Below are 21518 nucleotides of genomic sequence, written 5' to 3'. Positions count from 1 at the left end.
AACCCCATCAACCCCGACAATTTCTTGCTTAGAATTGCGCCAGCCCTGGGGCGAGTAAGGCTGAGGTGACTAGCTCGACAACGGGGATTTTTTTTCTAAGGAAAACCGCTCTAACAGCATCTGGACAAGGCTTTTGAGTACCTTGTCGCCCCCTGAAGGTTTTAAGTCATCAAACGGGGTCAAAAACCTGATAGTCTAATATCAATTCTGATCAAAAGTTCATCAGCAGTGGCGAATCGAGAACCCCTCAAGAGTTTATTTTTCTACCAACTGTTCAGGCAGTCAGTTGTCAGACCGATGTTTCATCTGTACTTTCGAGGACGGATTCATGGATTGGAACGGATGCCTCAGCAGGGACGAGTGATTATCGTTAGTAATCATGCGAGTGATTTCGATCCCCCTATCGTTGCTAGCTCTATGGGAAGGCCGGTGGCATTCATGGCAAAAGAAGAACTCTTCAAAGTTCCCATTTTGAAGGATGCCATCCGCTTGTATGGGGCTTATCCGGTGAAACGGGGAGCCTCAGACCGCAGCGCCATTCGGGCCGCTCTTGATTATCTAGAACAAGGTTGGGCGGCAGGTTTATTTATGGAAGGGACGCGCACTCCAGATGGTCGCATTCACAACCCGAAACTGGGTGCAGCTTTAATTGCAGCTAAAGCAGAAGCACCTTTATTACCCGTCTGTGTATGGGGAACTCATGCCATACTTCAAGAAGGCTCTGGGATGCCTCGACCTGTTCCTGTAACGGTGCGTGTGGGTGAGCTGATTGATCCGCCTCGTTCAACTCAACGCCAAGAACTCGAAGCAATCACCCAAAAATGTGCTGATATTCTTAACGGGTTGCATGACTTAGGGCGGTGAGCGAGTCTAATCAGAACTGACAAAATCGGTGCAGCTAGCGTTAGACTAACAGAATGTCTTTCTAGAAGGCTGTAGCGAAGAACACAGGAAATATCATGCAGGAATTGAGAGAACAACTTGCAGAAAATTTAGATGAAGCGACATGGGAATGGTTGATTCCCCATAATGATCGCGATGCGGTTGTGGTTGTCAACGAGACAATGGATTTACTTGATGTCGGCGAAGCGATCGCGAACGATAATACATCTTCTGTACAGCATTGGATCAGTGAACAACTGATTGCCAAACCCTCTGCTCAACAGGTAAGCGCTTGGAATGATAACCGGGCTAAACGGTTTAATGCTTTGATTGTCCAGCCTTTTATCTTAGTCCAGGAACTCTCCGCTTCCAGTTGAAGAATGGGGGAGGAGAAGATTGAGTTGTAGAGCGAGTTGATCCTCCCCGATCTTCTTTTCAAGATTTTAGTCTTTGATCACCTCAAGTCCACAAATCTCAGCGACTTGTTGGGCTAGACTTTTGTATCTTCTGAGTGAGGATGGAGGTGTATTCATCTGTAGACCAAATCCTTCGATCACCCGTTCAACCAGTTTATGACGCCATTGAGCTTCTATTTCATAATCCGAACTCAAACTCCCTTCGGACAAAGCCGCCATTAATTGATCGAGCATTTGATATTGTCCGATCAAACGAGCCGCTCTCGATACATCACCTGAGTCTATATCCAGGGAATCGAGTTCTCGCAACACCCGTCGCCATTCGGTTTCAATCAGTTGAGTTAAAACAAATCCAGCCCGTGCGTAACGTTGCTCGACTAAAACCTGGTATTTATCGACTGTCATCGCTTCTATTGCTCCTCATTTGAGACTTTATACAATCCAACTTAATTGAGCTTCCGCCCATTGGAGGTTTTTTTCGGTCAATTTTAGCAATTGAGAGGAGGTTGGGAAAAAAATCTAAAAATTAGAAATAGGGAATTAGGGCGGGAGTCACCCACAGTCCTTCCCGGACAGCCTGCATTTTCCCTAGCTCCAAAACCTTGCACCGAACACCTAGTCTACCTTTCAAGTTACTTGTCACCCCTTGAGGGGATGATTTTTTTCCTCTAGTTAGTAGCGATTATCAGGTCAACTCTAGATGAATATGCTGAGTATAGACGTTAAACTGTATCAGGGTAAATTTGAAAAGTTCAGTATTTTCATTGTAGCCATCAGACCTTAAGAAAAGGCATTCTGGAGTTAGGCAGATCATATGGCAGGAGAACCCATGATGCACCAAAATTCGGTTAACCTACAATCGGCAGCGATTTCTGAAGAGTTTTTAACTGACGCTTTGAGTTTTCCTCAAGCGGAACAGACCGATAGAGTGGGATTAGATCAGGTTGAACCCACTTGGTTCTACACTCGGTTTGAGGATTGCATGGAAATGTATGCTGACTTAGATCGGGTTGGGGAATATCTCAGCAACCATCAAGGTTGGTTTTGTCGGTGTGCGGAACCCATGCAAACTCAGCCTATCGGCGAGAACTCCTATGATCTGTTAATTGGTCGTTTTGGTTCCTTTGGCTATCAGGTTGAGGCTCGGATTGGCTTAGAGTTAGTCCCACCCGATGAACAGGGAATCTACCGCATTCGCAGTGTTCCCATTCCCGGCTATACTCCTCCGGGATATGAAATTGATTTTCAAGCGACGATGAAATTAGTGGAATTGCCCATTGATGAATTTTGTCAAGAACAGGGGATCAAGCCCGCTCAACGTCCAATCGCCATTACTGGGGCGCAATGGACATTAGATTTGTATGTTGGGGTGAAGTTTCCTAAGTTTATTCTGGCAATGTCTGAGTCGATCATTCAAAAAACAGGCGATCGCCTTTTGGCTCAAATTGTCAAGCAAGTGTCTCGACGCTTAAGTTACAAAACTCAGATGGATTTTCATACCACAGAGAATCTTGCCTTTCTGACTCAGGGAAAGCGCAAAAAAGGCATGAGTTGAGACGAAATGAAGCTCACACAGAAGAAGGCAAAAGGTTAAAGGCTCTGGAAACGGAGATGGTTTTTTCGGCTTCCTTTCCCTTTTGCCTCTTACTGATGATCAGTCCCAGTTTCAGCACAAAGTCTACATTGGGTTTACATTTTGCTGATAATGCGCTGGAGAATTTCAATTCCGCTTAAGGCTTGCCAGCTAAATAATCCCAGCAAGGTGACATTAAGAGCAATGTGAGTGTATCTGGCCCAATCAAATCCTTTTTGCATCCAGGGCGTTAAAGAGGCTGAAATAGCAATCATCCCGGTCATTCCTAGCCCTGCGAGTAGGTGTGGGCCGACAAATAATTTATTGTTGTTAATATAGGTGACTGCCATTCCTCCCAAAGTTCCTAACACCATAAAAGCCAGCAACAGAGAGCCAACTTGATGGTGTTTGAGGTTAAACTTCCCTTTGATTAATTCTTTTTTGACCTCACCTTCAGCACTGCGGGTTCGGCGAATTTGAATCCCTAAATACAGGGCATAAACGGTTAGAGCAAGCAAAACAAACATTAAAACAGGATGAAAAAAATTGAGCCAGGGTTTTACAGACTCAGGAATAGGCAGCTCCATAGTGTTCTCCGGTTGGATTAAGAAACTTCATAAAACTTAGCATAACAGCTTTTACAGTGATCAGTGAATAGGCAATCTTGCAAGAGGCAAGAGGCAAAAGGCAAGAGGGGAGAGGGAATAGGGAATAGGCAATTGGGAATAGGCAATTGGGAGTTGGGAGTTGGGAGTTGGGACAACTGTTTACTGGTAACTGTTTACTGGTAACTGTTTACTGGTAACTGTTCACTGGTAACTGGTAACTGGTAACTGGTCACTGAAAAATGGGGATTGACGGTTTTTGGAGGTTCCTGAGAATATGCAAGGTGTATATTAAATTGCGTAACCCTCCTCTCGGGAGGGTGTTTGTGCAGTCCTCTTTACCGAGTAGGATGAGAGACGTTCATGGGTTCTACACAAGACAGTACATTAATTCGGGCTGTTAAGACGGGGAACATTATTCATACCCGCGCCTTACTCGCCAAAGGGGTCAACGCCAATGCCAAAGATCAAGATGGTGTTACGGTTTTGATGCTGGCCGCACGAGCGGGTTATATCGACATCGTACAAACTTTACTAGAAAAAGGAGCTGAAGTTAACTACACGAGCAAACGCTATGGTTTAACAGCCTTAATGTTGGCGGTTGCTCATGGTCAACTCAACACGATTAAGTTATTGTTGGCACATGGGGCGAATGTGAATGCGAAAAACCCCAACGGTAGCACGGCGCTGATGGTGGCTTGCTTAAAGGGAAATGTGGAGGTGATCCGCTTGTTAGTCAGTGCTGGTGCGGATCTTCACCTTCGCGATCATCAACAACAAACGGCTTTTACTCTGGCTTTGTCGGCTAGCCATTGGGATGGAATTAAAACTCTTCTAGAAAGCGTTGTTGGGAGTCAGGAATTTATTTCTGCTGTGTTAACCGAAGCAATACAACAGCGAAATCTTAAACTAATTCAAGTGATCGCCAGCGCTGGAATTAATATTAACATCCCCAACAATGACGGTGAAACTCCCCTGATGCAAGCGGTAGACTTAAATCATCTCGAAATGGTCAAAACTCTGATTCAATTTGGGGCTGATGTGAACGCGACAACTGAGGATGGGGGGACTGCATTGATGGCGGCTGCCGCTTCTGGAAATGTGGCGATCGCTTCTCAGCTTCTTGATGCGGGGGCTAAGATCGCAGCCCAAGATCAAGATGGAGAAACAGCCCTACATTTAGCAGTTGTGGAAGGACACGCCGCGATGGTGGAACTTCTTGTGAGTTGGGGTGCTGATGTCAGTATCGCTAACCGACTGGGGGATACGCCTGTTATGGTGGCGTTATTACAGGGTTATAGCTCAATTTGTGCCAGCCTTTTACAACGGGTTTCTCCTGATAACCTCCCTCAACTCCTCAAGACTAAAATTTTTGGGGAAACAGCTTTGACGCTGGCGACTCTACACAATGATCTCGAAACGGTGAAGGTGTTGCTAGAGTCTGGGGTTGATGTCAATGTTCCGGCTGATGCGGGAAAAACAGCGCTGATGAAAGCAGGAGAACGGGGATATACACCAGTTTTGCGGGCGTTGTTAGCGCACGGAGCGCAAGTTAACCAGCAGGATGAGGTGGGAGCAACAGCGTTGATGTGGGCGGCTCACAGAGGGCATTTAGAGGCTGTACAAGCTTTAATTGAGGCGGGGGCTGATGTGAATTTGAGAAATCAAGGCGGATGTACGGCTTTGATGTTGGCAGAATTTCAAGGTGATAAAGCGATCGCCAAATACCTGAGAAATGCTAACGCTCAAGATTAACGTTTGTTATTTTAGGGGAGAGTATGCGGATTTTTGCAAAAAGGTAGGTGTTAAATAAACACATATTAATCCGTAAATTTCCCGAAGACATTTCACCCCGACCCCGGTTATTAATAGAGATAGGACTCAAAAAGATAACCTAAATTTAGTTTAGGTTTGGTAATACACTCCTGTGGTAGATTGTTGAGTCAGTTAGGTTTGACACTTTCCGAGGGTGGCTGGGTGAAAGTGTCAACCTATTTACTACGGGTAGGGTTCATCAAGCTTCAGAATTAAAATGCAGTGGGTTCCAAGGGTGTATCTACCTTCACTTTAACTCTTGGAGACTTTTAGATGATCACAATTTTCTCTCATATTTATTTTTGATCGGGTAGAATTTAGCTTTTCTATTCTCAGTCAATATAAGCTTGCTATTTGCACCTCATTAGATGGGGTGTTCGAGGATAATTGTAGTGGTTTAAAGATGAGATTTAAATCAAAACTTCTCTAAAAAATAAGCCTGAATGAATAACTCCAGGGACGTATCTACCAATACAAACCCTCTTGGAGTATCAACAATGTTCTCTTCAATTTGTGTTGATGAAATTGCCGCTCACTGTGACAATTTTCAATCTGAAACACTTATCTTTATCGATGCTAGTTTAGAATATTATCATAATTTAATAGCTGGAGTCAATCCAAATACAACTGTTTTTATTCTAGACTCGCAGCAGGATGGAATTGAGCAAATTACTGAAGCACTAAAAATCCATAAACTTCAGTATTGCACAGAAATTAATGAAATACATATTCTTTCTCATGGTCATCCGGGTTGTTTATTGCTAGGGAATGCGGAACTTAAACTCGAAACGATTACTCGATATCAAAACCAGTTAAAAGATTGGCAAAATGTTCTTGCCAAAACTGCTAATATTTTACTCTATGGGTGTCAAGTTGCAGCCGGAATTGGTTCAGTTTTCGTGCTGAAACTCAGTGAATTAACTGGCGTTCATATCGCAGCATCAACAGATATTATTGGAAATTCAAAACTAGGCGGAACTTGGAACTTAAACTATCAAACGGGAGAAATTCATGGGACTTTACCGATTAACCCGGATATCTTAGCTGCTTACGAAGGAATATTAGCTACAGTTCTCACCGTTACCAATATTAATGATAACGGACTGGGTTCATTAAGGCAAGCTATTTCTCTCGCACAAGCCGGAGATATTATTCAGTTTGACTCGAGTTTAGCCAATCAAAAAATCACGTTAACCAGTGGTGAATTAGACATCAATAAAAACCTGATTATTGACGGTGTAAATGCTACGGGTTTAACTCTAAGTGGAAATAATATCTCTCGCGTGTTTCATCAACAGCCAGACACCACATTTAGTCTAAAAAATATCAAAATAGCGGATGGCTACGCGAATAACCCCAACGAACTCTTAGGGGATAGAGGTGGTGGTATCTTTGCCGAAAGACGAACAAATATTACCATTGAAAATGTTGAATTTGAAAATAACAAAGCCGGAGAAGGCGGTGCATTAACCGTGTACCACTTCAGTAAAGCCCTTGTTAAAAATAGTCGTTTTACCAATAATGATGGAACCCTCAGCTTGAGTGAACAAGGTGCAGGTGCTATTCATGTGAGAGATGTAGAATTCACCTTAGAAGATAGCATTTTTGAAAATAACAAAGGAATAAATGGCGGCGCAATTAACAGTTTAGCCAGTTGGTTAACTGTCAAAAATTCCCAGTTTATTAATAATGATACTAGGGCTGGTGCAAATGGTCACGGTTTTGGTGGAGCCGTTTATACTGATGGTTTAAAAGTCACCTATCCCGACGGAACTAAAACAGGCGGTACAGCGTTAATTCAAAATAGTTACTTTCAGGGAAATATTGGTGCTGGAAGTGGTGGTGGTGCATTTTTATTTGGTTATGATAATGACGAAATTTTGATTGAAAATAGCCGATTTACTCAAAATACTGTCATTGCAAATGATAAAGGAGTTGCTAACGGAGGTGGACTAAGAACAGGAAATGTTGCTTTAGCTACCATTAAAAATACGACGTTTGATGATAATTTAGCGATTAGTGGAGGAGGTGTTTGGATTGATGTTAAATCAACTCAATCTAACATTATTAATAGCACTTTTTCAGGGAACAAAGCCGAACATCCGACGGGAGATGCTTATGGGGGAGCCATGACAATTAACTCCTCAACTAATATTACCAATACTACTATTGCTAATAATACATCTCAAGGAATAGGCGGAGGAATTTTTAGTTGGGACCCGAATAATCTGATTCCCATTACCGTTAGCAATACCATTTTTGTTGATAATCATGCAGACTTTAATGATTTTGCTCATCATAGCAGTCGTCAGTTAATTGATGGTGGAAATAATCTACAATTTCCCGGTTTAACCTCTCATCCAAAATCAGAATTGGTCACACAAAATATTCTAGTCGCTGATGCAAAATTAGGTGCATTACAAGAGATTGATGGAATATGGGTTCATCCTTTACTAACAGGAAGTTCAGCTATTGATGCGGGAACAAATACTAACGCACCGACAACAGACCAACTCAGTCAAATTCGTCCGTTAGATGGCGATAATAATGGTGTTGCAATTGTTGATATTGGGTCTTATGAATATGTGTTTCCGCTACCCGAAATAGAAGTTGTTCAAAATACCACTAATATTTCAGATAATACCGGAACGTTTGACTTTGGAACCTCAACCGTTGGAAGCGAAGTTAACAAAATATTCACCCTGAAAAATAGCGGAACTGCGGAATTAACCCTTTCTGACTTACAACTTCCGACGGGGTTAACTTTAATAGGAACTTTCCCGACAACTATTGCTGCGGGTTCTCAAGGAAATTTTCAAGTTCAACTCGATACAACAGTCGCGAATACTGTTAACGGTGAACTTTCATTTACCAGCAATGATAGCGATGAAAACCCGTTTAACTTTGCTATTTCTGCTGTTGTTGCTGCTAACCCCATCCCCGAAATAGAAGTTATTAATGGTAGCATTAATATTTCAGATAATACCGGAACGTTTGACTTTGGAACCTCAACCGTTGGAAGCGAAGTTAGCCAAATATTCACCCTGAAAAATAGCGGAACTGCGGAATTAACCCTTTCTGACTTACAACTTCCGACGGGGTTAACTTTAATAGGAACTTTCCCGACAACTATTGCTGCGGGTTCTCAAGGAACTTTTCAAGTTCAACTTGATACAACGGTTGCTAATACTGTTAACGGTGAACTGTCTTTTGTCACCAATGATAGCGATGAAAACCCGTTTAACTTTGCTATTTCTGGTGTAGTCAACTCAGCACCTGTTCCCGAACCTATTCCCACACCCGAACCTGTTCCCGAACCTCAACCGACTCCAACACCTATTCCAACTCCTGACGACATTAATATTGAGTGGAAATGTCGAACCATTCTTGAAATTACAGCTAACCCAAATTCTGTTGTTCAAACCATCAATGCTTCTGATAATGAACTCACATTAGGAACCGTTGAAAATGACGAAATTATTGGTAATTCAAATAATAATACTATCTTTGGGATGGAGGGAGATGACAATATTTATGGTCGAGATGGCGATGATTTAATCTTTGGAAATCAAGCAAACGACTACATTGATACAGGTTTAGGAAATGATAGCATTTATGGCGGTCAAAATAATGATGTTGTTTGGAGTCAAGACGGAAATGATGTGATTTTTGGCAATTTCGGGAAAGACTCTTTGATGGGAAATTCCGGTCAAGATAGTCTTTATGGCGGCCAAGAGAATGATTACCTTTGGGGAGGTTTAGGAGAAGATTGGCTGTTTGGAGATATCGGAAATGATGTTGTTAGTGGAAGTGATGGCAATGATATAATTTTCGGAAATCAAGGATCTGACGAATTATTTGGAAATGTAGGAAATGATAGTATTTATGGCGGTCAAGATCATGATAGTATTTGCGCTGGAGAGGGTAAAGATTTACTCTTGGGAAATTTAGGTGATGATTTGATTTTAGGAGGTGCGGATGATGATACATTGTATGGAGGTCAGGGAAATGATACCTTAGTAGGTGGAGAGGGTAATGATTTTATTAGTGGTGATTTGGGAAATAATACCCTCGTAGGTGAAAGTGGAAGCGATACTTTTGTAATAGGTTCAGGAAGTGATTTCTTGTTTGACTTTGAAAACGGAACTGATAAACTATTATTAGGGAAAGAATTAACCTTTGAACAGTTAGCGATCGCTCAAGATAGAAATTCAACAGTTATTCGCATCGCCAATACTAACGAATTAATCGCCACGTTAAACGGGGTTGATGCTGCTGTTATCAGTGCAGATGATTTCGTAACTCTGTTCTAAATTTCACTCAATTAAATACCCACTTTCTCCAAGAAGCTGAATCTGAATAAAAAACACGCGCCACACAGACACACAAACAGAGAAAATTTTCGTGACTTGCGGCTGCACTTCAAAGTGTAGTATGTTAAACAAGCAATTTAGGAAAACATTCTCTAGGAACTATTCCTCTGGGCTGAGATACAGGGAGAAGTGCGGAAAGTTGATGTTTATTAATCCAACTGACAAATCGTGCCGTCAGGCCCAGGGTGACTGGTAACTGTGTTCAGACTTCTATAGGAGCTAAGACTTAATTGACAGTTTCAGGTACAACACGCTACTCTAGGTGCGTTAATAACCACAATTAGATGACCAAGTACCTGAAGCCGCGAAGACAAGCCGCTAAATATTTGGGGGTAAATGTTAGGATTAGGGGTGTAGGGGGAAACAAGGCTATGATCGCACGCCATAAAAACCCCCCAGATCGACAGCGTAGATATGACCTTAGAAATTGTGAGTTGATTGTTCTCAACCCAAAAGAACTTTCGCCACAGCCAGAAATGGTCGAAGACATTCGAGCAATACTAAAAACGGATAGAATAAGGATTTAACGGATGAACTTGACTGCGAGTAGCCTAGATTTATGCTGTCCTAGATACAATTCACAAACTAACCTCATGGCTATGCAAAAACCACGCAGTCATCGGGTTAGAAGACTTGAATGTTTCTGGGATGATGAAAAATCATAAATTAGCGGGTGCTATTGCCGATTCTGCTTTTTATGAAATTCGCCGCCAAGTCGAGTATAAATCCTCGTGGTACGGCTCAGTTGTAGTTTTTGCGCTATAGATTTTACCCGTCAACTAAAACCTGTTCAAGTTGCGGTCACGTTCAAGAAATAGCACTGAAAGAACGAGTTTTCAATTGTCAGGTTTGCGGTGAAGTCAAAGATCGTGACTATAATGCGAGTCTGAATTTATTACATTATGCCGAGGGCTTCTCGGTAAAAAGCCTGTCTGACCGGGTGCTGCCGACAGTCCGGGGTGATGCAGGAAGTAAACATTAACACGGTTTGTACCGCGTTATATCAGTTTTATAAAGCAGTGAAAGACGATCCTCAGAATTCGGAATTCTCTCTATCTGTTGAATCGCTGTGAGACCAAGATCGACTAATATAGATTAGTGGTCTGACAAACATTTAGAATCGTGTTCAAGAGCCATTTAGCTGACTTCCGCATAATATTCGAGCGCGATCCTGCGGCTCGGAACTGGCTAGAAGTCCTGTTTTGTTATCCAGGGCTTCAAGCGTTGTTGTTTCACCGTCTAGCCCATTGGTTGTACAGTCTGGGAATGCCTTTTATTCCTCGACTAATCTCCCATATCGCTCGCTTTCTAACGGGGATTGAAATTCATCCCGGCGCAACCATTGGCACGGGTGTTTTCATCGATCATGGCATGGGGGTTGTTGTCGGTGAAACAGCAATTATTGGAGACTATTGTCTGATCTATCAGGGAGTCACTCTGGGTGGAACGGGAAAAGAAAGCGGCAAACGACACCCTACCTTGGGGGAAAATGTTGTTGTGGGTGCAGGTGCTAAAGTTCTCGGGAATATCCAAATCGGCAATAACGTCCGCATCGGTGCGGGTTCGGTTGTATTGCGAGATGTTCCTTCTGATTGTACCGTTGTCGGAATTCCAGGACGAGTGGTCTACCGTTCGGGTGTACGGGTTGATCCCCTCGAACATGGTAGCTTACCGGATTCTGAAGCTGTTGTGATTCGGACTTTAATGGATCGAATAGAAGCTCTCGAAAATCAGGTTCACACTCTCAACGATCAGCTTTCTAGAGTTCCCACTGTGGTTTTAAGTGAATCTTCTCTATCCTTGACTCCCCAAAAAAATCTTGTTAACGACTCCCAAGAGTCAGAAGTTGATTGCAGTTCCGGGGAAATTTGTTGCAGTCTCAAGGATAAAGCGATTTTAGAGTTTCTCGATGGTTCGGGAATTTGGCATTTAGATAAGTGTATTAAGGGTTGACCTCTTGAGTTAACCAGTGATTCTCCTCTCGCCAGTACAAATAACGGTTCTGAGGTTCCCCCCGCAATTCTAAGTGATCCACTTGTTCAGCTTCGAGCAGCAACAAACAAAAATCAGCAGGGGGTTCCATCGGAAAGGCTTCTGGCGGGGTAAACTCAGCCTCATCTACACGGGATTGACCCGGTGAAGGCCAGTAAAATTGGGATCGAGCATTATCAGAGAGATCTTGCCAAATAGTTTGACGGGCTTGCAATAAAATCGGAGCGTGATATTCAGCCGTAATTAATGTCAGTTGACCCGATAAACGGAATTGTTCACGAGTTTTCGGAAAATACCAACAGGCTTCTCCCCAAGGATTTCCTGCAATTTCCTCGACTTTTTGACTGCGGCTATCCGTAATCATTTTTAGTTGATTTGTATTCTCTAAAAACCCCCGAAATACAACAGTGCGGTTGGCAGGACGCCCATCACTGCGAACCGTTGCCAGTTGAAAATAACGAGAATAAGCTAAACTACGATTTCGATGCAAAGCACGGGCTAAAGGTTCTCGCCAAGGCGCAAGGATCATCTTAAGAGTTGTACACAACAATTCCTAGCTTAAAGCGATCGCATTCTAAAGAAAATAGCATCTTTGAGAAAATCCCTGTTAAACTAATAAAAATTTTAATCAGGGGTGAACTTTTAAGTGCAAATCACAAGCCGCAATATTGACTTAAGAGTAGATGACAGTTTAATGCGGGTTTATATCGCAGCCCCTAAACCTTCAGGCGTTTATCCCGGTATTGTCTTCTACAGTGATATTTATCAGTTAGGTGGGCCGATTATTCGTCTGGCTAACTATTTAGCGGGATATGGTTATGTTGTCGCCGCACCGGAAATTTTTCATCGCATTGAACCCATTGGTCAAGTGATCGAACCCGATGATTTAGGGCGAATGCAAGGAAATGACGATGCCCGTCGAACTGCTATTGAAAGTTATGATCGTGATGCTCGTGCTGTGATAGAATTTTTGAAGGCAGAAAGTTCTGTTGCTGCCGATAAAATTGGGACGTTAGGCTTTTGTATTGGCGGACATTTAGCCTTTAGAACGGCTTTTCAAAGTGAAATCAAAGCTTCTGTTTGTTGTTATCCGACAGGCGTTCCCAGTGGTAAATTAGGTCAAGGCGTTGCAGATACGATTCAGCGAGTTTCAGAGATTAAAGGCGAGATGTTAGTTGTGTTTGGAACCCGTGATCCTCATACGCCTGAAAATGACCGTCAAACGATTAAAAATGAACTCGAAAAGGCAAATATTCCTCACAAAATTGTTTCCTACGAAGCCGAACATACGTTTATGCGCGATGATGGGTATCGTTATGATCCAGTGGTAACAACTGCTGCTTGGTCGGAAATTGTAGAATTTTTAGAGCGTATTTTTCCCGATTAAAATATAGAGGAAACGGCTCTGTTTTTATAAAGATTAACAAAGCCGTAACCCTTTTTCTATTCTTTTCAAATCAAATTAATTCTGACGAACAGCTTGAGTCAAACGGGCTAAGGTTTGACAACAATCAAATCGATCTAAATGAACCTCAATAAAACACAAGCGATCCCGATGCTCAGAAGCCTTTTTCAAAGCATCTTCTAATTCTCCTTCTGTTCGTACCTCACAATTGATACTTTCCCCAAAAACTTGCGGAAGCTGATGATATTTCCAGGGTTGAATATCATTATAAGAACCATCATGGATCATCCGTTCAATGGTATAACCATCGTTATTAATCAGGAAAATAATCGGATTCAACCCTAAGCGAATCATCGTGGAAAGTTCTTGACAAGTCATTTGAAATGAACCATCCCCAATAAACAAAATCACTCGATTTTGTGGACGCGCTAATGCAGCACCCAAACAAGCCGGGAGAGTATAGCCAATCGACATATAAAACGCCTGTCCAATAAACCGAGTATCAGCATGAATCAGTAAATCAATTGTCGCAATAATTGCATCTCCCGTTTCAGCAATGACGGTGCTATTATCACCGACAAAATGGTTCATCCGTTCATAAAAACGAGCATTCGTAATTTTATGTTCCGGTTGAACCTGAAAAGATTTCGACAACAGTTGAGATGCGGGTTGGATGTCTAAGCTGTCATAAGATTTCCGGGAAAGTTTAGCAATCAAACCGTCAATAAAGTCCCCCAAATCAATCGGATAATAATAATGATGCTTGATTTTAACCTTTTCAGAATTAGCATTAATCAACTGACTTTCTTTGAGTTTAGCCGTATAACCGCCTAAATTCATGTCGGACATAATCGCACCCAAACACAAAATACAATCAGCACTTTCGACTCGATTTCGCACATAATCTCGACTCAACGCCCCGGCATAATTTCCAATAAATTGAGGATGAAGTTCGGAAATACTCGATTTTCCTAATAACGTACTGGCTATCGGATATCCTGTCGTTTCAACTAATTGATGAAGTTTTTTCTGGATGCCGTAGCGATGTAACTCAACTCCTGCTAAAATAACAGGATGTTCTGAGTTTTCTAACCATTCTACGGCTTCGTTAATCGCTTCATTCAGGGCTTGAACATCACTCACTAAAGGATTAGGACGTTCAAAACTCAGAGGCGTAACGCAAGGTTGAGCCACCATATCTACTGGAATTTCGATATAAACGGGGCGTTTGTAACGCAAACAAGCCGCAATGGTTCGATCAATTTGGGCGGGCGCTTGTTCTGCATTGGTAAGCGTAACTGCCGCTATCGTGACTTTTTCTAAAATCGAAAGTTGTAGGTTATAATCCCCTGTCGTATGGTGCATTAACAGGTGTTTTCCTTTAGCAGAAGTTCGCGGCGCTCCACTAATAACAATCACGGGAACTTCTTCTGCGTAGGCACCCGCCAAAGCGTTAACGACACTTAATCCCCCCACGCCGTAGGTAACACACAACGCACCCACGCCATTTAAACGCGCATAAGCATCCGCCGCGTAACCTGCATTCAGTTCATTACAAGTGCCGACTAACTGCATCGAACTCTCAACCATTATATCCATTAAGTCGAGAACATAATCGCCGGGAACTCCGAAAACGTGACGCACTCCAACCGCTTCGAGTTGACTAACGAGATATTCACCCACTGTGGTTGTGACTGAACCGACAACAGGCTTCTCAATAAGTGGAACTCTCATCTTGACTTTCCTCTGAACTTGTACCCTGGTTGATGAGTTTATGATAACAAATTGTAAAAATATGTTGTAAAATTTACAAAAATATGCAGTCGGGAAGTGAAATTGAACAATTTGAGATGAATTTCACCCCACAATTTAACGGATTGTTAACTTTCTTCCTGACAAATTTCATAATGATCAATAACACCACGACTTTTGAGATTTTCAAGCAATTCTAGGGAGATTTTATTTCCGAAAAAAATACATTCAAAATGATCATAAGCTTCAAATTGAAGTGAATGATCAGCTTCTATTTGTAGATGTAAAACTTCAGAGGTTAAATAACCTGTCGAGAAAGTTTGTATTAATTCATCGATAGTATTGGGTGAGACTTTAATCAGTAAACCCTCGCCTGCGAGGACGCTATTACTTCCTTTAAAGGGAGATTCGGCTCCAATTTTTTGAGCATTAAACAACGAAAAATCAATCTCGTTCATCAGCCATATTGCTAAGTTCGTCTGATCGCTTAATAATTCTATTATCACCGCGTTAAAGAGTTCTTCAAACGCCAATTCATTATGATGATTAATTTGAATAAAACCTTTGTATTTCATGTTTTTTTAAATGAAAAGAATAGAGTCAAGCAGATGGTTAGAGATTTTATTACTTTGAGTTAAGCGGGTTGTGATTTTATCGAGATTGATTTAGAAAAGTTCTGATCATATTGGCAGTTTTAACCGCTTCATTTTGAGTAAAACTGTAATTACCCGACAATTTAATTTTTTTAGAACTTGAGGCTATTTCTAAAATAATAACATAGATTGATTCCTTTTTGACAATTAAAAAAGACGAATAATCTTTAACCTTCCAAGGAGTCTTATGGACTCGCAGACTAACCTCATTCAATGAATATTCGTCTTTTTTTGTTCTGAATAATCTTTGAACTTTTATACTTAGTTTATTTTTATTTTTATCCAGTATAACTGTTGTAACAGCAGTAAAAAAAACGCCAAAAATACCAAACAAAAGACAAAAGACAATGAAGAAACTCGGAAACGTTTGTTCACTGATGACTAAAAATAATCCCAGACACCCCAAAATTAAAAAAGGAGTAGAAACTAATCGGATTCCCCAAGCTGATGTCACAGAATCTTTAAGAATCAGGTGAGTTGAAGTCTGTTCGATAATTTTCATTATAGTATTGAACTAAATTACATCTTGAAAAGCTATTTTATGCTCCCTGAATAATTTGGGTTAATTCGCGGCGACTGCGATTGACTTCATACCAAAACACACACCAAAATGAAAATAATGTGAAAAGAGGGAATCCTAAAAACAACACAGCTTCAAATACAGGTACATTTCCAGACAAAATCTCGGAGAAAAAGACAGCGAGTGATAAGCTATATAATGTTGAAAAGACAAAAATCAAGAAAGTCATTACAAAGGGATGTAACCGCATAGTAATATGAACCAGCGTTTCGTTTGGTAAAGATTCAAATTTTCCTCGAATGATCGGTAAAAACGAGTTGCGATAATGAATAATTCGATGAATTTGAAAACCCGAGTGAGAAATTGTTCCTTCATAGGGAAGATGACGACGGGAAAAACCCCAACGAATTATCTTTTGGGGTTCAATTTTCGCCTCTAATTTCTCAATGATCTTTGAGAGGGGTTCTCGGCTTCTAAGGGTAAAGGTTTCATGGGGTAAAAGTTGCATAGTTTAACTACAATCCTCAATAAAGTTTAGAAAATGTAGAATGCTCTTATTACCCCTGATTGTAACTAATGTTAACTAAATTTGTTCTTCAAGAACAGCTTGGTCAGTTGAATCAGATGGATCTGAAGCGTAACTTTGTTTTTGACGAACGATTGTTAAACCTGCTTTCAAAGCCGTTAAGCGATCGCCCATCCAATGATGTCCAGGAATTAAACCTGCTATTCCGAGTTTTTCTAAGCGACGTTTGACCTTTCCAGTCGCCCCTACAACTAACACTTCTCGACCCGCATCTAGAGACTCTTGAATTGCATTTTCAATCGCTAAAGAAGAGGTTACTCCGAGAACCGGAACTTCCCCTAAATCCACAATCAAAACATCATAATTGGCAATTGCATTATGTTCTCTTGCGATCGCTTTCGCAACTCCAAAAATCATCGGCCCACTGAGATGAAATAATAAAACCCGTCCATTGGCTAAGTCTAAAATTTGTTTTTCATCTGCATTCAACACAATTTGATCATCCGCATCTGTAATGGCTTTAACGGACTCTGTTTGCAGTTCAGACAGGCGATCAATCGTTAAGATATTGGCAATAAATACCCCGACCGCAACCGCGATCATTAAATCAACAAATACGGTTAATAAAATCACACTGTAAACAATCCCTGCCGCCTTCCAAGAAATCTTGTGAACCCGTTTGAGAAATCCCCAGTCAATAATATTAATCCCGACTTTTAAAACAATTCCGGCTAAAACTGCCAGAGGAATACCTGCCGTTAAAGGTGCCGCTCCTAAGACAACAACTAACAGCACCAAAGCACGAACAATTCCCGCTAAAGCAGTTCGTCCACCCGCTTGAATACTAACAACGGTTGCGGTTGTCGCGCCTGAACCTGCAATTCCGCCAAATAAACCCGTGATTAAATTCGCTATTCCTTGCCCAATTAATTCTTTATTCGATTGGTGTTCAGTCCGAGTCAAACTATCAGAAACCACACAAGTTAACAAACAATCAATTGAACCCACGATCCCTAAAACGATAGCATTTACAGACATTAACCTTAAATCATTAGCACTAAAGGTCGGCATTTGCAGATCGGGAAAACCGGGAGTAATTTCGCCAATCGTCGCAATAGTCCGAATCTCAAAGTTACCAAAGAAGAGCAAATAAATAACTGTTCCAATCACTAACGCCACTAATTGAGGGGGAACAAACCGTTTTAAACTGCGGGGATATAAATAAAGAATCGCTAACGTAATCAACCCTAAAATGGCTTCCCAGGGATTAATATTCGCCATGAGAATCGGTGCATTTTTCAGAACGCCAAGCACACCGCCTTTCGGGGTTTCTTGTCCGAGAAAAGGTGCAATTTGCATAAAAATCAGAATGATGCCAATTCCTGACATAAATCCAGAAATGACATTATAGGGCAGCATGGTAATATATTTACCGAGTTTTAAAACCCCAAATAGAATTTGAAAAATTCCCGCCATCATAATTACAGTAAAAGCCATTGCTAAACCGTTTTCTGGATTTTTAGCGACTAATTCCGTAATCACTGCGGTGACAATTACCGTCATTGGGCCTGTAGGTTCAGAAATTAAACTCGGTGTACCGCCTAATATTGCGGCAAAAAACCCGACTAATATTGCTCCCCATAACCCCGCAGAAGCACCCGCCCCGGACGCAATTCCGAAGGCTAAAGCCATCGGTAAAGCCACAACTGCGGCGGTTAATCCTCCGAAAATATCTCCCCTTAAATTGCGGAAATGGATTTGATTAAAAATTTGCATGGTAGGTTTTCCTTGATTCAAAAATGAGGTTTAATTCATCTCAATTGAGTTAACGGAATAGCAACACCGGGATGTGACTACTTCTTAACACTTGGGCGGTGGTACTCCCAATCACTAAATGACGAATCCGGCTGTGTCCATAAGCACCCATTAACAACAAACTAATCTCTTGATCGTTAATATATTGAGCAATTATTTTTTCAGATTCGCCAACTTTTAACTGATAGTTTGCCTCAATCCCGGCTGTTTTCAACACATTTCGAGCTTCATCAATGCGGGCAGTTGCGGAGGAATCATTTTCAGTTTTAGTCACTTTCAAAAGATGCAATTCTAAACCTTTAAATAAAGGAAAATGGATTAAAAATTGCAAAATTCTCTTTCCCGTTGAACTGCCATCATAAGCCACTAACATCCGATTGATCGGTTTAAACTCACGAGGTGTCACAAAACAAGGCTTATGACTACTGCGAACAATGCGTTCCATATTGGCCCCTAAATGTCCAGAGGCAAATTCTGCCGCTTCGCCCCGTTTCCCCAAGACAATCAAATCAGATTCCGCCTCAAATTCATAGAAACAATCAACCAAAAAGCCTGTTTTATGGATTAACTGAACTTGTTCAACTCCTGCCGATTTTAGGGACTGTTCAGCCGTTTGTAAAATCAATTTAGCCCGTTGATTATTGATTTTGGCTTTTTCATGTTCCAAATCAACTAATTGTTTGAGCAAATCTTCTGATGCACCTAAACCAATACTACCGCTTAAGTTGCCCGTTGAAGCCACTTGCTGACTACGAATATCCGTCACCGACAACACCTGAACCTCTGCCCCCAACCCCGTCGCCAACCAAGCCCCATAGCGATAGATATTTTCAGCAAAGATTGACCCATCTGTACAAAGCAAAATCTTTTTCATGTTTTTTAAGCGGTTAAAACGGGAAAAATTTAGGACTTTTTGAGATCATCTTTCTGGTTATAGCTGGCTAATTTATCGAGTAATGTTGCACTCGCTTTATTTAAACCAATCAGTTTAACTTCGGCACCATTTCGCCGGAATTTCATCACCACTTTATCAATAGCAGCAATGGCACCTTGATCCCATAAATGAGCATGATTTAAGTCTAGGGTAACGCGATCAACCAGTTCGGTAAAGTCAAAAACTTCGAGAAATTCATCGACGGATAAAAAGAAAATTTGTCCGGCCACACGATAAGTTCGATGGTTCCCATCTGGACTGAGAACTTTATCCACAAACACCAACTGAGCAATTTTACGAGAGAAGAAAACGGTACTCATTACAATTCCTGTCACCACCCCTAATGCAAAGTTGCGAGTAAAAATTGTGACAAACATTGTGGTTAGCATGACGGCGGTTTCACTACGGGGAATACGGGTCATATTTTTGAAAGATGACCAACGAAAGGTTCCGATAGACACCATAATCATCACCGCCACTAAAACCCCCATCGGCATTTGTTTTACCCACCCACTCAGGGCGAGAATTGCAAATAATAAAAACACCCCAGAACACAAGGTTGAGAGCCGTCCTCGTCCTCCAGATTGAACGTTAATTACGGATTGTCCTATCATCCCACATCCCGCCATTCCCCCAAAAAATCCTGTAATGACATTGGCAATTCCTTGACCTTTGGCTTCTTGGTTTTTATCACTCGGAGTATCGGTGAGTTCATCAACGAGAGAAGCGGTTAAAAAAGAGGCTAATAAACCGACCAATGCCATTGTTGCTGAGTAGGGAAAAATAATCTGCAAGGTCTCTAAATTGAGTGGAACTTGCGGTAGGGTTAATGTGGGGAAAGCGCTGGGTAATTCCCCCATATCTCCCACTGTAGGAACGTTAATTTTCAGGGCAATGGTGGCAAAAGTCATTACCCCTAAAGTGACTAAAGGTGAGGGGACGGCTTTCGTAAATTGTGGCAAAATATAGATCATGGCGAGAGAAAGTGCCGTAATTCCATAGACTGCTACAGGTACATTTGTCAGTTGGGGAAGTTGGGCGAGAAAGATTAACACCGCCAACGCATTGATATAGCCAATCATCACCGCACGGGGTACATATTTCATTTGACGACCCAATTTTAGGATGCCAAAAATCACTTGTAAGACTCCTGTGAGGATGGTAGCAGCTAATAAATATTGCAAGCCATAATCTTTGACCAAATCAACCATCAACAACGCCATCGCCCCTGTAGCGGCGGAAATTGAGCCGGGTCTTCCTCCTAAAAATGCGGTGGTTACGGCAATAATAAATGAGGCATAAAGTCCGACTTTGGGATCAACTCCGGCAATAATCGAAAAGGCGATCGCTTCGGGTATTAATGCCAGCCCGACGACTGCTCCCGCTAATATATCTGCTCTCACATTTGAGAACCATTCCCGTTTTAGGGCTGACCGATTCAACAGTTTCTCCTTGATCATTGACAATAAATTCAGACTCTCAAATGATGAGTCAATTTTTAACTGAGTTAAAATCTTTTTTAGATAAACAATCAACGCTAAGATTCGCACCTTGTAGCTTAAGGTGGACTGATGACGAATTTAACGCTTTGGCAATTAATCACTGATTTTACAACTTCGCTCAAGCTTTTCCCCTTATGCTATGAAAGGTGAAGCATAGTACATTGATTCCCTGTTATCTTATCAAGATACCATAATGTTGACGATTAAAATCATCAGATGGACTGATCACTAAAGCTTAAGCGTGTCAAAATCCAGAATGCTGCTGAAACTGCGATCGCCAAAAGTTGCCGAGACGACTAAAATGATAATCAGATGCAACCTCAATTAAATTAATAATGTCAACTCACTCTGCCATCAACGACGCTGTAACAAACCGCATCGAACAGACAGAAGCCCCAACTTGCGATCAACATCATACCGTTGATTTAGAAAATCTCCAAACCGTTAGAACTCAAACCCTCAGTGTCGAAAAAGCCCAACGCATGGCAGAATTTTTCAGTCTGTTGGGAGATGCCAACCGTTTACGATTATTATCAGTATTAGCCAGAAAAGAACAATGTGTTTGTGATTTAGCCGAAATTTTGCAGATGAGTGAATCTGCTGTTTCTCATCAATTGCGATCGCTGCGGGCTTTACGATTAGTCAGTTATCGAAAACAAGGACGAAAAGTTTATTATCAATTGCTGGATCGTCATGTTCTTGATCTCTATCACGCGGTAGCTGAACATCTCGATGAAACTGAAAATTCTGATTAA

20 protein-coding genes are annotated in these 21518 nt (G+C 41.5%); 10 read left to right on the top strand and 10 right to left on the bottom strand.

Annotation, left to right across the window (positions count from 1 at the left end):
- The first annotated feature begins 297 nt into the window (after positions 1-297).
- Positions 298-864 (top strand): lysophospholipid acyltransferase family protein, encoded by a 567-nt coding sequence (locus tag WN50_RS25465; protein ID WP_082172558.1) that lies wholly within the window; start codon positions 298-300, stop codon positions 862-864.
- A gap of 95 nt (positions 865-959) precedes the next feature.
- Positions 960-1259, top strand: coding sequence for a DUF2288 domain-containing protein (locus WN50_RS25460; RefSeq protein WP_046277452.1), 300 nt, complete (start codon positions 960-962; stop codon positions 1257-1259).
- 66 nt (positions 1260-1325) lie between these two features.
- On the opposite strand, the gene WN50_RS25455 is transcribed toward WN50_RS25460, so the two are convergent.
- Entirely contained in the window at positions 1326-1703 is a 378-nt protein-coding gene (locus tag WN50_RS25455) for a hypothetical protein (protein WP_046277451.1), read from the bottom strand.
- Positions 1704-2112: 409 nt separating this feature from the next.
- On the opposite strand from WN50_RS25455, the gene WN50_RS25450 reads away from it, so the two are divergent.
- Positions 2113-2853 carry a DUF1997 domain-containing protein gene (locus WN50_RS25450; protein WP_235441126.1) on the top strand — a complete coding sequence of 247 codons (741 nt, stop codon included), beginning with the start codon at positions 2113-2115 and terminating at the stop codon, positions 2851-2853.
- Between the two features lie 134 nt (positions 2854-2987).
- Here WN50_RS25450 and WN50_RS25445 read toward each other — a convergent pair whose 3' ends face one another.
- The gene (locus WN50_RS25445; RefSeq protein WP_046277450.1) at positions 2988-3458 is read right to left on the bottom strand and encodes a DUF4079 domain-containing protein; all 471 of its coding nucleotides are present in this window, start codon (positions 3456-3458) and stop codon (positions 2988-2990) included.
- 381 nt (positions 3459-3839) lie between these two features.
- Here WN50_RS25445 and WN50_RS25440 point away from each other — a divergent pair, with 381 nt between their 5' ends.
- From WN50_RS25440 to cysE, 5 genes are all read left to right on the top strand, one after another.
- The gene (locus tag WN50_RS25440; protein ID WP_046277449.1) at positions 3840-5231 is read left to right on the top strand and encodes an ankyrin repeat domain-containing protein; all 1392 of its coding nucleotides are present in this window, start codon (positions 3840-3842) and stop codon (positions 5229-5231) included.
- A 557-nt stretch (positions 5232-5788) separates the two neighbouring features.
- Positions 5789-9604 carry a DUF4347 domain-containing protein gene (locus WN50_RS25435; RefSeq protein ID WP_046277448.1) on the top strand — a complete coding sequence of 1272 codons (3816 nt, stop codon included), beginning with the start codon at positions 5789-5791 and terminating at the stop codon, positions 9602-9604.
- Positions 9605-10219: 615 nt separating this feature from the next.
- The gene (locus WN50_RS35505; RefSeq protein ID WP_342586782.1) at positions 10220-10429 is read left to right on the top strand and encodes an IS200/IS605 family accessory protein TnpB-related protein; all 210 of its coding nucleotides are present in this window, start codon (positions 10220-10222) and stop codon (positions 10427-10429) included.
- Positions 10419-10646 (top strand): zinc ribbon domain-containing protein, encoded by a 228-nt coding sequence (locus WN50_RS35500; RefSeq protein WP_072075642.1) that lies wholly within the window; start codon positions 10419-10421, stop codon positions 10644-10646. Before WN50_RS35505 ends, WN50_RS35500 begins: the two co-directional genes overlap by 11 nt.
- A 140-nt stretch (positions 10647-10786) precedes the next feature.
- The gene (gene cysE / locus WN50_RS25425; protein WP_046277446.1) at positions 10787-11617 is read left to right on the top strand and encodes a serine O-acetyltransferase; all 831 of its coding nucleotides are present in this window, start codon (positions 10787-10789) and stop codon (positions 11615-11617) included.
- Here cysE and WN50_RS25420 read toward each other — a convergent pair.
- Entirely contained in the window at positions 11607-12185 is a 579-nt protein-coding gene (locus WN50_RS25420; RefSeq protein WP_046277445.1) for an Npun_F5749 family FMN-dependent PPOX-type flavoprotein, read from the bottom strand. The genes cysE and WN50_RS25420 overlap by 11 nt on opposite strands.
- A gap of 117 nt (positions 12186-12302) precedes the next feature.
- Here WN50_RS25420 and WN50_RS25415 point away from each other — a divergent pair, with 117 nt between their 5' ends.
- The gene (locus WN50_RS25415) at positions 12303-13043 is read left to right on the top strand and encodes a dienelactone hydrolase family protein (RefSeq protein ID WP_046277444.1); all 741 of its coding nucleotides are present in this window, start codon (positions 12303-12305) and stop codon (positions 13041-13043) included.
- Positions 13044-13118: 75 nt separating this feature from the next.
- Here WN50_RS25415 and WN50_RS25410 read toward each other — a convergent pair whose 3' ends face one another.
- The 7 genes from WN50_RS25410 to WN50_RS25380 form a co-directional block, all read right to left on the bottom strand.
- Complete coding sequence (locus tag WN50_RS25410) at positions 13119-14795, bottom strand: alpha-keto acid decarboxylase family protein (RefSeq protein WP_046277443.1); 1677 nt, start codon at positions 14793-14795, stop codon at positions 13119-13121.
- 146 nt (positions 14796-14941) lie between these two features.
- Positions 14942-15388, bottom strand: coding sequence for a hypothetical protein (locus WN50_RS25405; RefSeq protein WP_046277442.1), 447 nt, complete (start codon positions 15386-15388; stop codon positions 14942-14944).
- A 76-nt stretch (positions 15389-15464) separates the two neighbouring features.
- A complete protein-coding gene (locus WN50_RS25400) occupies positions 15465-15968 on the bottom strand; it encodes a hypothetical protein (protein WP_046277441.1) in 504 nt (167 codons plus the stop codon).
- A gap of 37 nt (positions 15969-16005) precedes the next feature.
- Entirely contained in the window at positions 16006-16494 is a 489-nt protein-coding gene (locus WN50_RS25395) for a hypothetical protein (protein ID WP_046277440.1), read from the bottom strand.
- Positions 16495-16569: 75 nt separating this feature from the next.
- Complete coding sequence (bicA, locus tag WN50_RS25390; protein ID WP_046277439.1) at positions 16570-18288, bottom strand: bicarbonate transporter BicA; 1719 nt, start codon at positions 18286-18288, stop codon at positions 16570-16572.
- A gap of 49 nt (positions 18289-18337) precedes the next feature.
- Positions 18338-19201 carry a universal stress protein gene (locus WN50_RS25385; RefSeq protein ID WP_046277438.1) on the bottom strand — a complete coding sequence of 288 codons (864 nt, stop codon included), beginning with the start codon at positions 19199-19201 and terminating at the stop codon, positions 18338-18340.
- Between the two features lie 29 nt (positions 19202-19230).
- Entirely contained in the window at positions 19231-20703 is a 1473-nt protein-coding gene (locus WN50_RS25380) for a SulP family inorganic anion transporter (RefSeq protein ID WP_046277455.1), read from the bottom strand.
- A gap of 395 nt (positions 20704-21098) precedes the next feature.
- Here WN50_RS25380 and WN50_RS25375 point away from each other — a divergent pair, with 395 nt between their 5' ends.
- Positions 21099-21518: an ArsR/SmtB family transcription factor gene (locus WN50_RS25375; protein ID WP_046277437.1), complete on the top strand. Its 420-nt coding sequence runs from the start codon at positions 21099-21101 to the stop codon at positions 21516-21518.

This window comes from Limnoraphis robusta CS-951, assembly GCF_000972705.2.
The sequence above is the reverse complement of the archived record's forward strand: the minus strand, read 5'-3'. Positions and strand labels throughout refer to the sequence as shown.

What these genes read in the sequence shown, in the direction of transcription:
- WN50_RS25465 (WP_082172558.1), top strand. Translation starts at nt 298, where the DNA reads ATGTTTCATCTGTACTTTCGAGGACGGATTCATGGATTGGAACGGATG.
- WN50_RS25460 (WP_046277452.1), top strand. Translation starts at nt 960, where the DNA reads ATGCAGGAATTGAGAGAACAACTTGCAGAAAATTTAGATGAAGCGACA.
- WN50_RS25455 (WP_046277451.1), bottom strand. Translation starts at nt 1,703, where the DNA reads ATGACAGTCGATAAATACCAGGTTTTAGTCGAGCAACGTTACGCACGG.
- WN50_RS25450 (WP_235441126.1), top strand. Translation starts at nt 2,113, where the DNA reads ATGGCAGGAGAACCCATGATGCACCAAAATTCGGTTAACCTACAATCG.
- WN50_RS25445 (WP_046277450.1), bottom strand. Translation starts at nt 3,458, where the DNA reads ATGGAGCTGCCTATTCCTGAGTCTGTAAAACCCTGGCTCAATTTTTTT.
- WN50_RS25440 (WP_046277449.1), top strand. Translation starts at nt 3,840, where the DNA reads ATGGGTTCTACACAAGACAGTACATTAATTCGGGCTGTTAAGACGGGG.
- WN50_RS25435 (WP_046277448.1), top strand. Translation starts at nt 5,789, where the DNA reads ATGTTCTCTTCAATTTGTGTTGATGAAATTGCCGCTCACTGTGACAAT.
- WN50_RS25420 (WP_046277445.1), bottom strand. Translation starts at nt 12,185, where the DNA reads ATGATCCTTGCGCCTTGGCGAGAACCTTTAGCCCGTGCTTTGCATCGA.
- WN50_RS25410 (WP_046277443.1), bottom strand. Translation starts at nt 14,795, where the DNA reads ATGAGAGTTCCACTTATTGAGAAGCCTGTTGTCGGTTCAGTCACAACC.
- WN50_RS25405 (WP_046277442.1), bottom strand. Translation starts at nt 15,388, where the DNA reads ATGAAATACAAAGGTTTTATTCAAATTAATCATCATAATGAATTGGCG.
- WN50_RS25400 (WP_046277441.1), bottom strand. Translation starts at nt 15,968, where the DNA reads ATGAAAATTATCGAACAGACTTCAACTCACCTGATTCTTAAAGATTCT.
- WN50_RS25395 (WP_046277440.1), bottom strand. Translation starts at nt 16,494, where the DNA reads ATGCAACTTTTACCCCATGAAACCTTTACCCTTAGAAGCCGAGAACCC.
- bicA (WP_046277439.1), bottom strand. Translation starts at nt 18,288, where the DNA reads ATGCAAATTTTTAATCAAATCCATTTCCGCAATTTAAGGGGAGATATT.
- WN50_RS25385 (WP_046277438.1), bottom strand. Translation starts at nt 19,201, where the DNA reads ATGAAAAAGATTTTGCTTTGTACAGATGGGTCAATCTTTGCTGAAAAT.
- WN50_RS25375 (WP_046277437.1), top strand. Translation starts at nt 21,099, where the DNA reads ATGTCAACTCACTCTGCCATCAACGACGCTGTAACAAACCGCATCGAA.